Genomic DNA, 14,400 nt, shown 5'->3' with positions numbered 1-14,400 from the left:
AAACGGAAATTTCAGCAGCTGCGTCCTTCTATTAAACGCGAGAGCGAGCCATGATGCCCATCGTAATCATCCCGAGACAATTCATCCCAAAGGGAAGCGAAACGGGCGTATGCGCAGCTGGGTGACAAGGTTCTGGCGCTCGCTTTCCGCCGGCGGCCTCGCTTTGGGCACGCTGTTCTTCGTCGCCTCGCTTACTCCGACGCTCATTCCCCGCACCTACCTGACCCAAGGCGTGCTGTCCGGGGCATGTTTCGCCGTCGGATACGGCATCGGAGTCGCCTGGCGCTGGCTATGGACCTATATGGAACTGCCGGAACCGCGTGAGCGGCTTCTGCTCTCTCTCAAGATTGCTGTCGCGGCCGCTTGCGCCGTCATCGCCATACTGTTTCTGTGGTGGGCGGCGGAATGGCAGAACTCGATCCGTCGACTGATGCAGCTCGAACCCGTGACGAGCGCGCATCCGGTTGAGGTCTGTTTCATTGCGATCGCTACGTTCCTGGTGGTCATCGCGCTTGCCAGGCTCTTCAAAGGTATCTCCCGTTGGTTTTCAGAAAGGTTGGGCCGCTTCGTCCCACGCAGGGTTTCGAAGGTGATCGGTTTCGCAGTCGCGATACTGTTGTTCTGGACGATGGCAAACGGTGTGCTCTTCCGCTACGTGCTGCACTTGGCCGATTCGTCCTTCGCGGCGGTTGACGCCCTCATCGAGCCGGACCGACCGCAACCTGAATCTCCGCTCAAGACCGGCAGCTCGGCTTCCCTCGTCCGCTGGAAAGAACTTGGAAGGGCAGGACGCGAATTCATCGCGACAGGACCCACCGCCGCCGAGATACGCGCGTTCACGCACGCCGATGCGCTCGAACCTATCCGGGTCTATGTCGGGCTCGGTGTCGCCGACACGGCGGAGGAAAGGGCGCAAATCGCCCTCGATGAATTGAAACGCGTCGGCGCCTTCGAACGCTCCGTACTCGTCGTCATCACCCCCACCGGCACCGGCTGGGTCGATCCCTCTGCGATGGATACGGTCGAGTATCTCCACCACGGCGACGTGGCGAGCGTGGCCCAGCAGTACTCCTACCTGTCGAGCCCGCTATCGCTGCTGCTCGAGCCGGAATACGGCTCGGAGGCTGCAAAGGCTTTGTTTGCCGCAGTCTATGGATACTGGACGACGCTCCCGCACGAGAGTCGGCCGAAACTCTATCTGCATGGCCTGAGCTTGGGAGCGATGAATTCCGAGAGATCGATGGAGCTTTTCGAGATGCTTGGTGACCCTGTCCAGGGGGCTCTGTGGAGCGGTCCGCCGTTCAAGAGCAGAATCTGGCGCAGCGTGACGGAGCATCGCAATGCCGGGTCACCGGCCTGGCTGCCGCAATTCCGAGACGGGTCCTTCGTCCGTTTCATGAACCAGAACGGCGACCCCGGTCCGAGGGACGCGCCCTGGGGTCCACTGCGCATCGTCTACCTCCAGTATGCGAGCGATCCACTGACGTTCTTCGCCTATAGCGATTTCTATCGCCGTCCGGACTGGATGAATGCGCCGCGCGGCCCGGACGTCTCGCCGGAGCTGCGGTGGTACCCGATCGTATCGATGCTGCAGCTCGCCCTCGACATGGCCGTGTCGACCAACTCGCCGATGGGCTACGGACATGTCTTTGCGCCCGAACACTACGTCAATGCGTGGCTCGCCGTGACTGACCCACAGGGGTGGTCGGCCGACCAGATAGCGCAACTGAAGCAACATCTTGCCGCGCGCGCCAGGATGTGATCGCTGCTTGCGACGGGCGCCTCATGCGATTGTTTCGCGGTTCGAACGGCCGGCCGCGGCAGCCGGACCCGCGACGAGGTCACCGCCTGATGCGGTGCATATCTACGACACGGCCATTGCGCGCGTTCAACCCGACTTCAAACAGACCGTTGGCGCGGCGCGCCCGATAGGTGAAAAGGCGCCCGCGGCAATCCACTCGCCGGACGTTCCAAAAACCACGGTTGCGCAGCAGCCTCTCGCCCTCTCGGCATGTGATCGCTCGGCCATTGTTGAGGCTGGTGCCGATGTTGATGTTGATCGTGACGGCATGGGCGGGCGCCGGCAGAGCCAGGGGCACGACAAGACTGAGAACGAGACCCAGGCAAGCAAACAAGGGACGAGGCATGGAACTCTCCGTGACGTTGCTTTGGTTTCCCTAGAATCAACTCCCCCGAAAAGCGTATTGTCAAGGGACTAACTTCGAGCGCGACGGTCAGGCCGCCCGAGGCCGAGCCTGTGAGCGCAGGCGAGGATGTTGGCCGCGATGGCCAGCGAGACCAAGGGCCGGCCCTTGATCCCAAGCACCCAATTGCACACGATCTCGAAAGCCGGGACCGCCGCAACCACCGCGCCGGAGCCGACAAGGCTGGCCACGCTGAAGATTGGCAGCACCGAAGCGTTGGCACCGGCCCGGACTACTCCTCTTCCTACCGCACAGAAATCATGCAAGCTTGCTTGTTGGGCGGCATACCAGTATTTTGAAGTCGCGGGGGATTTTCTGCAAAAAGGCCCCATCATGTCGGACAAATCTGTAAAGGGCATTGATCGCCGCGACCTTATAATGGCATCCATTGCAACGGTCGGCGCCGCGGCCGCCTTGGCGGCCAACGCCGGCGCCGCGAACGCCGAGGACTCGGCGACTTCCTCGTCCACTCCGGCAGCGGGTGCGCCATCGGCGACGATTTATGTCGGCGATGTGATCCAGGGGAAGAAAGTCGTCAGCACGCTCGACGTCAACGACCTGGAGCCCGGCAAGAAGCACCTTCTGTATTTCCAGGGCGTGGAGAGTCCCACTGGACAGCACTGGTATGTGTCCGTGGCCGTCGCCAAGGGGGCGAAGTCGGGCAAGCGCGGCATCCTGACCAGCGGGGTGCATGGCGACGAGATGAGTTCCATACATACGGTCCAGACCGTGATGAACCAGCTCGACCCCGCTGAGATGTCGGGCACGGTGATGGCGGTCACCGACATCTCCCGCCCGGCCCTGGAAAGCATGCAGCGCAGATGGCCCAACGCGGGCAGAGGCCTCGACCTGATCGACATGAACCGGGTGTGGCCCGGGAACGAGAACGACATCACCGCGGCCAGCCGACACGCCGGGCTGGTGTTCAACCGGCTGCTGCGGCCCAACGCCGACTTCGCGATCGACTTCCATACCGGAACGACCGGATTCGAGGTCACCGCATTCAATATTGCCGAGATGGACGTGCCCGAGATCAAGGCGATGGCGGAGCTCTATCCGATCGGCCAGATCTTCGACAATCCAACATATCCCAATGTCCTCCATAACGCGTTTAACGCCGCGGGCATCCCGTCCTTTTGCCCGGAGATCGGGGCTGCCCGCCACCTGGACCTCGAGATGATCGGGCTATTCGTGGAAGGCACGATGAACGTGCTCAAGCATCACGGCATCGTCGCCGGGCCGATGGGACGCACGGGCAAGGACGTGCACGTCTTTGTCGGCAACAGTGCGTTCCCGATCCTGGCAACCGAGGGCGGGTTGGTCGAGTATCTGGTCAAGCTCAACGACAAGGTCGAGGCCGGACAGAAGGTGGCCATCCAGCGCAATAGCTTCGGCGAAGTGGTTGCGGAGTACGCAAGCGGCGTGGCTGGAGAGATATCGGGCCTGCGCAGCGATGCAATGTCCGAGCCCGGCAATCCCTTGGCATTTATCCTTTTCAACAAGCCGGGGCCGGAGGACGTTGGGGGCTACCCCGAGTGAGTTCACCCATGCGAGCGAACCCTTCGGATCATCGCTTGAGAACGACCGCTGCGCGCAGTTGATCCTCAAACGAGCGTGCAGCGGCGATGTTCAGCGCTGTAAGTTTGAGATCCCGATCAACGGCACGATGTGCAGATCAAGGTGCGAGCTATAGCTGTCTACCGTGGTGCGCTTCCGACCGGCTGCCTCGACGCTGGCTATCCAGAACAAGGTGCGGATCGAGGAGATCACGCCGAAGGTGAAGAAGGGGCGCTGACCGTCAACAAATGCAGCACGCCCCGGCCATCTCCCTACATCGTGATCGAGACATACGACAACAGGTAAAGGATCGCCATGGTCGCCGTCGCGAGTATGACCCATAAGCCCAAGCTGCTCATGCTTCCTCACTTCCCCTAGGTGAGGATTGCGCCAGTCGAGCGCAAACGCAATCCGCCCTGGGTGCGTTGTCCACTCCTTTCTTTTGGAGCACTGGCTCTAACGGCGCTGTTCCGCCCAGCGGAGCACAAATTAGCTGGTGCTTTTCTGAAATGCCGGTGCTGCTGCCGAAGGGATAGCGAAACGCGGGGCCGCTTCCGACCCGCATTGCCAAGCGCGCCGAAGCTGGACCTAGACTAAGGGTTAGTTGCAATCCGCCGCGAGCATCCCGACCTTAGAAGGCGGACCTACCCGTCCGAGAGAATTTGCTGGAGCTTTGGGTAGAGATCATGAGAATCATAGCTCGCACCGCCACCGTGATTGCATCGATAGCTGTGGCTATCGTTCTGACCTTTATGGCAGCTAAAGGATTTGAGCTATCGACGCCAGATCCGATCGTGGCTCATACCTTCGAGAGGAACATCTGAGGGGCACGAGGCGCTATGCTAGGGCGCTCTCTGCGATGAACTCGACGCCGGCCGTTTCCAGAGCGTGCGGCGGGGTTGCTGGAACTGGCAGAGTGCTTCGTCAATCGTCCTTGAGACAGGACCACAGCCGCCATCAGAGCGCTAAGGAATAGGTCCGGCTTCACCAGATTACCGACCGGTCGATCTCGCCGATCCGCGCCCGGCCGGTAAGCGCCATTGCGACCTCGAAGTCCCGGCGAAGCAGGTTGACACAATGGGCTACGCCCTCGGCACCATCCGTTGCCAGTGCGTAGACATAGGGGCGGCCAATCATGACCGCGCTTGCCCCTAGGGCAATTGCCTTCAAAACGTCGGTGCCACGCCTCACGCCGCCGTCGAGGATGATGGGAATCCGCCCGGCCACCCGATCCGCGATGGCGGACAGGGCGTCGATGGTCGCCGGCAGGGTGTCGAGGTTGCGCGAACCGTGGTTCGAGACGACGATGGCATCGGCACCGGTTCCGATCGCCTGCTCGGCATCGTCAGGATCGAGGATGCCCTTCAGGATAAGCGGCAGGGTTGTCAGAGAACGCAGCCAGGCAATATCCGCCCAGGTCGGCATGGCGCGCCGCTGCGCAGTGCCAACTTTGAGGACGCCGGTGTTCCGGTCCTTGAAGTATGGCGTTGCGAGGCTGTCGGGAATTTTGAATCCTGCCCGGAACTGCCTGCGGCGATCGCCTGGTGTTGGCATGTCGACCGTCACACTGATCGCCTTTGCGCCCAGTGCGGCCATGCGCGATACGAGTTCGCCATTGAAACTGCTATCGCTTTGCCAATAGAGAAGGAACCAGACTGGAGACTGGGTCACCGCCATGCAATCCTCGATCGCCGCCGTCGCCGTCGTGCCCAGAGTGAACACCGCTTCCGCCACTCCGGCGCCGCGCGCCGCGGCCACCTCGCCTTCCGGATGCGCCAGCCGCTGATATGCTATTGGGGCTAGGATGATCGGATGCGGCAGACTTTGCCCGAAGAGCGTGATCCCGGTATCAAGTCTTGTCACATCGCGAAGCACGCGCGGCCTTAACTTGATGCGGTCGAATGCGGCTTCATTGTCACGCTTGGTGATTTCTTCGCCAGCACCGGCGGCAATGAACTCATAAACCGCGTGCGGCAATAGCTCCCGCGCCGCGGGTTCAAAATCCGCCAGGCAGAGAAACCGAGTTTCGATATCAAGTGGCATGGACCAATCCGATCAGTATCTCAAAAAAGTCGGCTGCTGACCCCACGCCGGCTCCCCAAAAGGGGGGTAGCGCTTGAGGATTTGGCGTCGCCGCGCCTTTTCCCACTGAAGCAGCAGCCATTCCGGCGCACGTCTCACCAATGATCTGATCAGCCTCATGGCTTGCTCAACCTCACCCCGGCGCCGCCGCCGTTTTTGGGGATGTCGCACGGACTTGCCGATAGTCGCAGGAAACCCTTGGAAATCAACGGTAGCCAGTTGCAACATAGGTGTGACATGAAGCGGGCAAGGACGCCCCTACCCCATGCGACAAACCACTGAATTTATTGGTACCGCTGGCTGGGATCAACATCTTCTACAAGATATTGTTTTTATTGTCTTTTTTCTGCCTCTGGTCTCGATTTGTATCACAATTAGGTGTCACAATAGGTAGCACTTTCACGGGGCGTTGGGCGAAGGAGCCGCACAGAGCAACATCCTCACGCACGTCGGCTCACCTTGATGTTCTGCTCCTTTGCCACCCAGGCTGATACTCTTTATCTCGAAAAGGTATTGGTGGGCCCGGAGGACGTATCAAGAACGTTGATTTTATTTAATTTTTCGTGGGCCAAAATCAGAAATCTTCCCGCATCGTTTCGTATGGTTCCGCGACGCTTCACTATCGAAACTCGGCTAATTCTATGACCCCTATTGATCCACGCCCCCTTAAGCAATTTGGAAGGCTGTAACACTTCCAGTTTGGCCTGCTGCGTTTGGTCCAGCATGGTTGCAAAAAAAGCCGTCTCGCCTCGATGTCGGTTCTCCCAGCTAGCCGCGATTGTGCCGGCGTGAACCGCCGCGCCGGCCCGCGCCCTGGACTAAACTACCCGAGAGTTTGACTGGCGAGGCCATAGGTCACCGGCGCAGATGCGCCGCCGACGGCAAAATCGGCGAGGCGTTTGCCCATCGACATGGTGAGAACCGTGTCGAAAACCGGCATTCCGCTGTGTGACAGAAAGGCGGCGAACTCGCCTTTGTCCATGTGGGTGTCTATGCGCAGGAAGGCCCCCGAATGGTCGGCCACGTGCGGCCGCACGATCGCCACGGCATCCGCGTCGCTTTCCGCCACAACCGGCCCCACGACATGGCCCCGCCCGAACGGCCGACAGAGCGCGAATGCGTTCAGCCTGCCATTCTTGAAAAGACCATAGCCGGCCGAGAGGGCGAAAAGCTGTTCGACGAGCGCCGTCCGCCTTACGCCAAATGCTGCCGCGTCGAGCGCGATCACGGCGGGAATATCCCTTGCGTCCAAAGTCCGGACATCGCCTCGAATATTTGCCGGCCAACCCGTCGTCGGCACGCGGGCGATGCCCTGGCATTGATAAACGGTCTTCTCCGGCTGGAAGTCGAGCGAGAGATAGAGCCGCCTTGCCGCGCGCGTTGCATTGAGGCGCAGATCACGGCCGACGACCTTGTCGAAGACCCGCTTCATCAGCCATTGCCCCGCCCCCAGGGTCTGGAGCCGCGGCGAGGTGATGACCATGCCCACGGTTGCGAAATCGGCACCATGCGCGAACCACATGGCCGAACCGAGAACCCGGCCGATCTCATCGAGCGCCACGAACCCTTCTCCCGACTCGCGCAGGAATTGCCAGTCCTCGGCGCGATGCGGCCATCCCACGGAGAGCGAGAGCGCGTGCAAGCGATCCAGTTCGACGCTTTCGATGTCGCCGACGCGCATCGAGAACGTATCGATTTTCAAGCTTCCGGACGGCTTCAAGTCCATGCCCCTGCAAGATTATCGTACCAGAGAGCGACGCACCGATGGCCACCCTCTGCCCCTACCAACGCTAAACAAGCAGACCGGTACGATTTGCTCGAAAGCCGCGCACCAACGCTAGATTCAACTGAAACATTTCCGCTTTCGGCACGCAATCGCGAAAGAACGCGCACATCCTCTCCGGAAATCTAGCAGCGTATGGTCGACGGTATCGATCCCGGTGGACCCGAAATGCTTTGAGGGCTGGAATGGACGTCTTCGACATCCTCGACCGTCTCGTCGCCTTTCCATCGGTCGCAGGCAAGCCGAACGGTGATATCGCCGGCTGGATAGAGGCCCATCTCGTAGAGCACGGGGCGCAGGTCACGGTGCTCCCGGGGCCAGAAGGCGACCGTTCCAATCTGTTCGCGACGATCGGCCCCGCCGATGTCCCTGGCTACATCCTGTCCGGCCACATGGACGTCGTTCCCGCCGGCGAGCCGCAATGGAGTTCGGCTCCTTTCGCGCTGCGCCGAGAGGGCACGCGACTCTACGGACGCGGCACAACTGACATGAAGGGGTTTCTGGCCGCGGCGCTCGCGGCCGTGCCTGCGCTGACGGGACTGGGCCTGGCCAGGCCAATTCATCTTGCCTTCTCCTATGACGAGGAGGTCGGATGCCGCGGCGTGCCGCATTTGATCGCCCGCCTCCCCGAACTTTGCGCGAAGCCGCTCGGTGTCATCGTCGGCGAGCCGAGCGGCATGCGCGCCGTGCGCGGGCACAAGGGCAAGGCGGCCGCCCGCGTGACGATCAACGGGCGCTCAGGCCATTCCTCGCGGCCCGATCTCGGCCTCAACGCCATCCACGCCATGGCCGGTGCGCTGAGCACGGCCGTGAGCGAAGCCGAGCGGCTGGCGAACGGTCCGTTCGACCCTGCCTTCGAGCCGCCCTACTCCTCGCTGCAAGCGGGCGTGGTGGCAGGCGGACAGTCGGTCAACATCATTCCCGGCACCTGCACGCTGGACCTTGAGGCGCGCGCCATTCCAGGCGTCGACCCGGCCAGCCTGCTCACGCCGGTCAAGGCGCGAGCCGAGGCCCTTGCGGCCGAAGATGGCTTTCGGGTCGAGTGGACGCCGATGAGCGCCTATCCGGCGCTGTCGCTGCCGCAGGACGCGGCACTGGCGGCACTGTTAGCCGAGCTGACCGGCGAAGCGCCGCTTGCCGCCGTCAGCTACGGCACGGAGGCCGGACTTTACCAGGCTGCCGGGGTCGATGCGATCATCTGCGGCCCCGGCGACATCGATCGCGCCCACAAGCCGGATGAGTACATTCTCACCAGCGAACTCGCCGCCTGCCAGCGATTGATCGAGGCGCTGGGCGCCCGCTGCGCGGCTTGAAGGGGAACCGGAATGACATTCCTGTTCAATTCCGATGCGCGGCGCGGAGCGATCTTCGCCGATGCCTTCGCCGAGGAACTGCCGGACGTCCCCTTCACTATGGATGCCGCAACAGTCGATCCTGACTCCGTACGCTATCTCATTACCTGGACCGCGCCAGAAGACCTCGCGCGCTACAGGAACCTGGAGATCCTGTTCTCCATTGGCGCCGGCGTAGACCAGTTCCGCCTCGATACCTTACCGGAACAGGTGAAGATCGTGCGCACGGTCGAGGAAGGCATCGTGCGCATGATGCAGGAGTATGTAACGCTGGCCGTGCTCGCCCTGCATCGCAACCTGCCCGCCTATCTGGCACAGCAACGCGCCGGCGAATGGCGTGACATCCCACAGCTGCAGGCTGGGTCGCGCCGGATCGGCGTGCTCGGCCTCGGGCAACTCGGTCAGGCCGTCCTCGACCGGCTGAAGCCCTTCGGTTTCCCGCTCGCCGGCTGGAGCCGCTCGCCACGGCAGATTGACGGCGTGACCTGTCACCACGGCGAGCTCGGGTTGGAGCGAACGCTGGCGTCCAGCGACATTCTGGTCTGTCTGCTGCCGCTGACCGAAGACACGCGCGGTTTTCTCGATGCCGACCTGTTCGCGAAACTGCCCAAGGGCGCCGCGCTCGTCCACGCGGGCCGAGGGCCACAGCTTGATCATGAAGCGCTTCTCGTCGCGCTGAACAGCGGCCACCTTGCGGCGGCGATGATCGACGTCACCGATCCCGAACCGCTGCCCGCAGGCCATCCGTTCTGGTCGCATCCGAAGATCATCCTGACCCCGCATGTCGCCAGCGTCACCCAGCCCGCAACTGCAGCGCGGGCCGTCATCGAAAACATCCGACGCCACCGCGCCGGGCTCGACCCCATCGGGCTCATCGACCGGTCGCGCGGCTATTGAAATCCAACCTGAAAGGCCATCACTTGTCCCTGCTCAAGACCGTCGACACCGCCCCATCTTTCCCGCCACGCCAGTCCAGGGCGTTGCCCGAACGGCTGATAGCCGGCGACCCCGCCTTCAAGACGTGGGCGCAGGACGCCGCCAAGGACGATCTCGTCCATACCGGCGTCTGGGAAGCGACGCCGGGAGAGACGCGCTCGATCAAGGGCGAGACTTTCGAATTCTGCCACATCCTTTCCGGCGTGATCGAGATCACGCCCGACGCCGGCGAGACGGTGACCTACCGCGCCGGCGACAGCTTCGTGATGAAGCCCGGCTTCACCGGCGTCTGGAAGACCATCGAAACGGTGCGCAAGATCTACGTCACGGTAGGATAATGGGGTTCGCACGTGAGGCCCTGGCCTCCGCAACAGATTTTGCCGTCCCTCATCGCCAGCACGCAACAATCATCCGCGACCGATCTTCGAACGGTGCATGCTGCGCTGTTGCACGGGCTAGGCTCCTCCAGAACAGCTGAGAGTGGGCGCCCATGGGCCTGAGCTTCGACCCGGATACCGTCTCCCTTCCCGTCGGCCATTTTATCGGCGGGGAGCTGATTGCGGCCGAGGGTGCGATCGAGATGCGCCGCCCGTCGGATGGCAAGGCATACGCCGTCAGCCCCGTGGCCGGCGTCGAAATGGTCGACCGGGCGGTAGCGGGCGCCAAGGCGGCGCTGAAGACCAGCAACTGGGGCGGAGTTCGGCCGCGCGAGCGCACCAGGGCGCTCCAGGCCTGGGCCGACCTGATCGAGGCGGAAGCCGAAACGCTGGCAAAAATCGAGGCGCTGTGCTCGACGCGGCCCGTCGGCCAGCTCGTCGCCGGCGACATTGCCATAACCGCCGAGCAGATCCGCTTCTTTGCCGAATTCGCCGACAAGGAAGGCAGCGAGCTGGTGCCGACCGACGAAGCCAGTCTCGGCATGATCATGAGCGAGCCCTATGGCGTGGTCGGCGCGATCACGCCGTGGAACTTCCCCATCTCGATGGCTGGCTGGAAGCTTGGTCCGGCACTGGCCGCGGGCAATGCGGTCGTGCTGAAGCCGTCGGAAATGACGCCCTTTTCCGCAGTCTACATGGCACAACTCGCCGTGAGGGCAGGCTTACCGGCAGGGCTCATAAACGTAGTCCTGGGAGACGGCCTGACGACTGGAACGGCGCTGACCGGCCATCCCGAGATCGCCAAGGTCAGCTTCACCGGCTCGACCCGCGCCGGTTCGGCCATCATGGAAAACGTCGCTCGCACCGGCGTCAAGCCGATGACGCTGGAACTCGGCGGCAAGAGCCCACAGATCGTCTTTGCCGATGCCGATCTGGAGAAGGCAGCGACGGCGATCGCCGGCAGCGTCACCTTCAATGCCGGCCAGGCCTGTGTGGCCGGCACGCGCCTGATCGTCGAGAAGAGTTTGGCCGACAGGCTGACGGCCACGATCCTGGAGAAGATGAAGGCGGTGCGGCCCGGCCCGACCTGGGACGAGGCGACGCAGTATTCGCCTGTTATCTCGGAACGGCAGCGGGCGCGTATCGACGGCATCGTGCGGGCCGCGGTCGAAGCCGGCGGCCGATGCCTGACCGGCGGCGCCGCGATGGACAGCCTCGGCTATTTCTACGAGCCGACGCTGATCACAGATGTCGACCAGGCCAATCCAGCAATCGTCGAGGAGATCTTCGGTCCGGTCCTGACCGTCCAAACCTTTGAGACCGAGGAAGAGGCGCTGGCACTGTCCAGCCATCCGACCTACGGGCTCGCCTCCGGCCTCTTCACCTCCGACCTGTCCCGTACCATCCGCTTCGCGCGCAAGCTCGAAGCGGGCACCGTCTGGGTCAACCGCTACAGCCGCTCGCGCGACCATATCCTGCCAACCGGGGGCTACAAGCGGTCCGGCATCGGCAAGGATCTTGGCCGTGAGGCCTATCTCGCCAACCGCAGGACCAAGAGTGTCCTGATCAGCCTTTGAAGTGATGCCGATGACGACCTACTCGATCGCCCTGATCCCTGGTGACGGCATCGGCCGCGATGTGACCGCCGCCGCTTGGACAGTGCTGGAAACCGTTGCCAAAAACTTCGACTTTGCCCTGACGGGCACCGTGTTCCCCTGGTCCTGCCGCTTCTTCAAGGAGACCGGCCGCATGATGCCCGAGGATGCCATCGACACCTTGCGCGGCTTCGACGCCATCCTTCTCGGCGCGGTCGGCTGGCCGGCGGAGGTGCCGGATTCCGTTTCGCTGCACGGCCTGCTGCTGCCGATCCGCAAGGCATTCGTGCAGTACGCCAACATCCGGCCGCACCGCCTGCTGCCGGGCGTGACAGGGCCGCTGCGGGCGGAAAACTTCGACATATTGTGCATCCGTGAGAACACCGAAGGCGAATATTCGGGCGCCGGCGGGCGCGTGCATCAAGGCACGCTGGACGAGGTCGCCGTGGAGACCTCGATCTTCACCCGTGCCGGCGTCGAGCGCATCCTGCGCTTCGGCTTCGAGCAGGCGCGGGCGCGGCGCGGCAAGCTCGCCTCCGTCACCAAATCCAACGCGCAGAAATATTCGATGGTGTTCTGGGACGAGATTACCCGCAAGCTGGCCGCGGAGTACTCCGACGTCGAAGTGACCAGCTATCATGTAGACGCGCTCGCCGCGCGCATGATCATGGCGCCGGAGAGCCTCGACGTGGTCGTCGCTTCCAACCTGTTCGGCGACATCCTGACCGACATCGGCGCGGCAATCCAGGGCGGGCTCGGCTACGCGGCCTCCGCCAACATCAACCCCGATCGCTCGGCGCCATCCATGTTCGAGCCGGTGCACGGCTCGGCACCGGACATCGCACATCTGGGCATCGCCAATCCGATCGCCACCATCTGGTCCGGCGCCATGATGCTCGATCATCTCGGCGAAAAGGCCGCGGCCGGCCGCGTCATGAAGGCGGTCGAGGCGACGACCGCGCGAGGCGTTGGAACAACTGCCGGCAAGGACACCACGGAAACCATCACGGCCGCCATCGTCGCGGCATTCCCCTGATTGCAAGGTCGTTTTCGATGAAAAACCTGAAAGACAAAAGTCTCTTCCGCGAGGCCGGCCTGATCGCCGGTGAATGGGTCGCTGCCGGCTCTGGCAAGACGGTCGATGTTATCGATCCGGCGACCCAGGCAGCGATCGGCACTGTGCCCGACATGGCCGGTCCGGAGACCCGCGCGGCCGTGGAGGCCGCGGCTACCGCTTATGGGAACTGGAAGAAGAAGACCAACGCCGAGCGCGCTTCCCTGCTGGAAGCCTGGCATGGCCTGATGCTCGCGCATCTGGACGATCTCGCGCTGATCCTGACGACGGAACAGGGCAAGCCGCTGGACGAGGCCAAGGGCGAGATCCGTTACGGCGCGTCCTTCGTCAAATGGTTCGCGGAGGAAGCCCGCCGCATCAACGGCCACACCATCCCCTCGCCGACGCCAGACAGGCGCATCATCGTGCTGAAGGAACCGGTCGGTGTGTGCGGCATCATCACGCCGTGGAACTTCCCCAACGCGATGATCACCCGCAAGGTCGCGCCGGCGCTGGCCGCCGGCTGCACGGTGGTCATCAAGCCATCCGAGTTCACCCCCTATTCGGCGCTGGCGCTCGGCGTGCTTGCTGAGCGCGCGGGCATCCCCGCCGGCGTCATCAACATCGTCACCGGCATGCCGGCCGAAATCGGCAACGAGATCATGGCGAACGAGACCGTTCGCAAGATCTCCTTCACCGGCTCGACGCGGGTCGGTTCGCTGCTGATGCGTGGAGCGGCGGACAGCGTTAAGCGGCTCAGTCTCGAACTCGGCGGCAACGCGCCTCTCATCGTCTTCGACGACGCCGATCTCGATCTCGCCGTCGAGGGCGCGCTTGTCTCGAAGTTCCGCAACGGCGGCCAGACCTGCGTCTGCGCCAACCGCATTCTCGTCCAGGCCACTGTCTACGAAACCTTCGCCGCGAAGCTTTCCGCCCGCGTCAACGCCATGACGGTGGGGCCCGGCACGCAGCCTGGCGTCACCATCGGACCGATGATCAACATGGCGGCGGTCGAGAAGATCAACCGCCATGTCGACGACGCGATCGCCAAAGGTGCTGTGATCATCAGCGAGAAGCCGGCGCTGCCGGAGGGTCCTCAATATGTCGCGCCGCTGGTGCTGACCGGCGCCACGAAAGACATGCAGCTCGCCGGCGAGGAAACGTTCGGCCCGGTCGCGCCGCTTTTCCGGTTCGAGACGGAAGAGGAAGCGATCGCGCTCGCCAACGGCACGCCCTACGGGCTTGCCTCGTACTTTTACACAGAGAACCTGAAACGCGCCTGGCGCGTCGGCGAGGCGCTGGAGTTCGGCATGGTGGGACTCAACACCGGCTCGGTCTCGATGGAAGTGGCCCCCTTCGGCGGCGTCAAGCAGTCAGGCCTCGGCCGCGAGGGGGCGCAGGCCGGTATCGAGGAATATCTCGAGATGAAGAGCTTCCACATGGGCGGGCTCAGCTGAGGC

12 protein-coding genes and 1 pseudogene are annotated in these 14,400 nt (G+C 63.0%); 8 read left to right on the top strand and 5 right to left on the bottom strand.

Features of this window, described 5'->3' with window-relative positions; genetic code table 11:
- Window positions 1–109 precede the first annotated feature (109 nt).
- A complete protein-coding gene (locus tag AC1DYW_RS06525) occupies window positions 110–1,762 on the top strand; it encodes an alpha/beta hydrolase (protein ID WP_477225587.1) in 1,653 nt (550 codons plus the stop codon).
- 79 nt (window positions 1,763–1,841) lie between these two features.
- Here AC1DYW_RS06525 and AC1DYW_RS06520 read toward each other — a convergent pair whose 3' ends face one another.
- Window positions 1,842–2,147 (bottom strand): hypothetical protein, encoded by a 306-nt coding sequence (locus AC1DYW_RS06520; RefSeq protein ID WP_457151162.1) that lies wholly within the window; start codon window positions 2,145–2,147, stop codon window positions 1,842–1,844.
- 73 nt (window positions 2,148–2,220) lie between these two features.
- A pseudogene (locus tag AC1DYW_RS06515) lies at window positions 2,221–2,446 on the bottom strand (GntP family permease); the annotation flags it as partial.
- A 91-nt stretch (window positions 2,447–2,537) separates the two neighbouring features.
- Between AC1DYW_RS06515 and AC1DYW_RS06510 the strand changes: the two are divergent.
- Window positions 2,538–3,743: a M14 family metallopeptidase gene (locus AC1DYW_RS06510; protein ID WP_457151165.1), complete on the top strand. Its 1,206-nt coding sequence runs from the start codon at window positions 2,538–2,540 to the stop codon at window positions 3,741–3,743.
- 90 nt (window positions 3,744–3,833) lie between these two features.
- Here AC1DYW_RS06510 and AC1DYW_RS06505 read toward each other — a convergent pair whose 3' ends face one another.
- The 3 genes from AC1DYW_RS06505 to AC1DYW_RS06495 all read right to left on the bottom strand — a co-directional run bounded on the left by AC1DYW_RS06505 (window position 3,834) and on the right by AC1DYW_RS06495 (window position 7,569).
- Window positions 3,834–4,103: a hypothetical protein gene (locus AC1DYW_RS06505; protein WP_457151161.1), complete on the bottom strand. Its 270-nt coding sequence runs from the start codon at window positions 4,101–4,103 to the stop codon at window positions 3,834–3,836.
- Between the two features lie 642 nt (window positions 4,104–4,745).
- The gene (locus AC1DYW_RS06500) at window positions 4,746–5,804 is read right to left on the bottom strand and encodes an alpha-hydroxy acid oxidase (protein ID WP_457151160.1); all 1,059 of its coding nucleotides are present in this window, start codon (window positions 5,802–5,804) and stop codon (window positions 4,746–4,748) included.
- Window positions 5,805–6,666: 862 nt separating this feature from the next.
- A complete protein-coding gene (locus AC1DYW_RS06495) occupies window positions 6,667–7,569 on the bottom strand; it encodes a GNAT family N-acetyltransferase (protein WP_457151159.1) in 903 nt (300 codons plus the stop codon).
- A 242-nt stretch (window positions 7,570–7,811) separates the two neighbouring features.
- On the opposite strand from AC1DYW_RS06495, the gene argE reads away from it, so the two are divergent.
- The 6 genes from argE to AC1DYW_RS06465 all read left to right on the top strand — a co-directional run bounded on the left by argE (window position 7,812) and on the right by AC1DYW_RS06465 (window position 14,397).
- Window positions 7,812–8,939, top strand: a complete 1,128-nt coding sequence (gene argE / locus AC1DYW_RS06490; RefSeq protein WP_457151158.1) for an acetylornithine deacetylase — start codon at window positions 7,812–7,814, stop codon at window positions 8,937–8,939.
- Window positions 8,940–8,951: 12 nt separating this feature from the next.
- Window positions 8,952–9,875: a 2-hydroxyacid dehydrogenase gene (locus AC1DYW_RS06485; protein ID WP_457151157.1), complete on the top strand. Its 924-nt coding sequence runs from the start codon at window positions 8,952–8,954 to the stop codon at window positions 9,873–9,875.
- Between the two features lie 23 nt (window positions 9,876–9,898).
- Entirely contained in the window at window positions 9,899–10,252 is a 354-nt protein-coding gene (locus AC1DYW_RS06480) for a cupin domain-containing protein (RefSeq protein WP_457151156.1), read from the top strand.
- A 152-nt stretch (window positions 10,253–10,404) separates the two neighbouring features.
- Window positions 10,405–11,868, top strand: coding sequence for an aldehyde dehydrogenase family protein (locus AC1DYW_RS06475; RefSeq protein ID WP_477225473.1), 1,464 nt, complete (start codon window positions 10,405–10,407; stop codon window positions 11,866–11,868).
- A 10-nt stretch (window positions 11,869–11,878) separates the two neighbouring features.
- The gene (locus tag AC1DYW_RS06470) at window positions 11,879–12,922 is read left to right on the top strand and encodes a tartrate dehydrogenase (RefSeq protein ID WP_477225472.1); all 1,044 of its coding nucleotides are present in this window, start codon (window positions 11,879–11,881) and stop codon (window positions 12,920–12,922) included.
- A gap of 17 nt (window positions 12,923–12,939) precedes the next feature.
- Window positions 12,940–14,397: an NAD-dependent succinate-semialdehyde dehydrogenase gene (locus tag AC1DYW_RS06465; RefSeq protein WP_477225471.1), complete on the top strand. Its 1,458-nt coding sequence runs from the start codon at window positions 12,940–12,942 to the stop codon at window positions 14,395–14,397.
- Window positions 14,398–14,400 lie beyond the last annotated feature (3 nt).

The organism is Mesorhizobium sp. P2_D5 (assembly GCF_056404355.1).
This window is presented reverse-complemented; position numbering and strand designations above follow the sequence as displayed.

What these genes read in the sequence shown, in the direction of transcription:
- AC1DYW_RS06525 (WP_477225587.1), top strand. Translation starts at nt 110, where the DNA reads ATGCGCAGCTGGGTGACAAGGTTCTGGCGCTCGCTTTCCGCCGGCGGC.
- AC1DYW_RS06520 (WP_457151162.1), bottom strand. Translation starts at nt 2,147, where the DNA reads ATGCCTCGTCCCTTGTTTGCTTGCCTGGGTCTCGTTCTCAGTCTTGTC.
- AC1DYW_RS06510 (WP_457151165.1), top strand. Translation starts at nt 2,538, where the DNA reads ATGTCGGACAAATCTGTAAAGGGCATTGATCGCCGCGACCTTATAATG.
- AC1DYW_RS06505 (WP_457151161.1), bottom strand. Translation starts at nt 4,103, where the DNA reads ATGGGTCATACTCGCGACGGCGACCATGGCGATCCTTTACCTGTTGTC.
- AC1DYW_RS06500 (WP_457151160.1), bottom strand. Translation starts at nt 5,804, where the DNA reads ATGCCACTTGATATCGAAACTCGGTTTCTCTGCCTGGCGGATTTTGAA.
- AC1DYW_RS06495 (WP_457151159.1), bottom strand. Translation starts at nt 7,569, where the DNA reads ATGGACTTGAAGCCGTCCGGAAGCTTGAAAATCGATACGTTCTCGATG.
- argE (WP_457151158.1), top strand. Translation starts at nt 7,812, where the DNA reads ATGGACGTCTTCGACATCCTCGACCGTCTCGTCGCCTTTCCATCGGTC.
- AC1DYW_RS06485 (WP_457151157.1), top strand. Translation starts at nt 8,952, where the DNA reads ATGACATTCCTGTTCAATTCCGATGCGCGGCGCGGAGCGATCTTCGCC.
- AC1DYW_RS06475 (WP_477225473.1), top strand. Translation starts at nt 10,405, where the DNA reads ATGGGCCTGAGCTTCGACCCGGATACCGTCTCCCTTCCCGTCGGCCAT.
- AC1DYW_RS06470 (WP_477225472.1), top strand. Translation starts at nt 11,879, where the DNA reads ATGACGACCTACTCGATCGCCCTGATCCCTGGTGACGGCATCGGCCGC.
- AC1DYW_RS06465 (WP_477225471.1), top strand. Translation starts at nt 12,940, where the DNA reads ATGAAAAACCTGAAAGACAAAAGTCTCTTCCGCGAGGCCGGCCTGATC.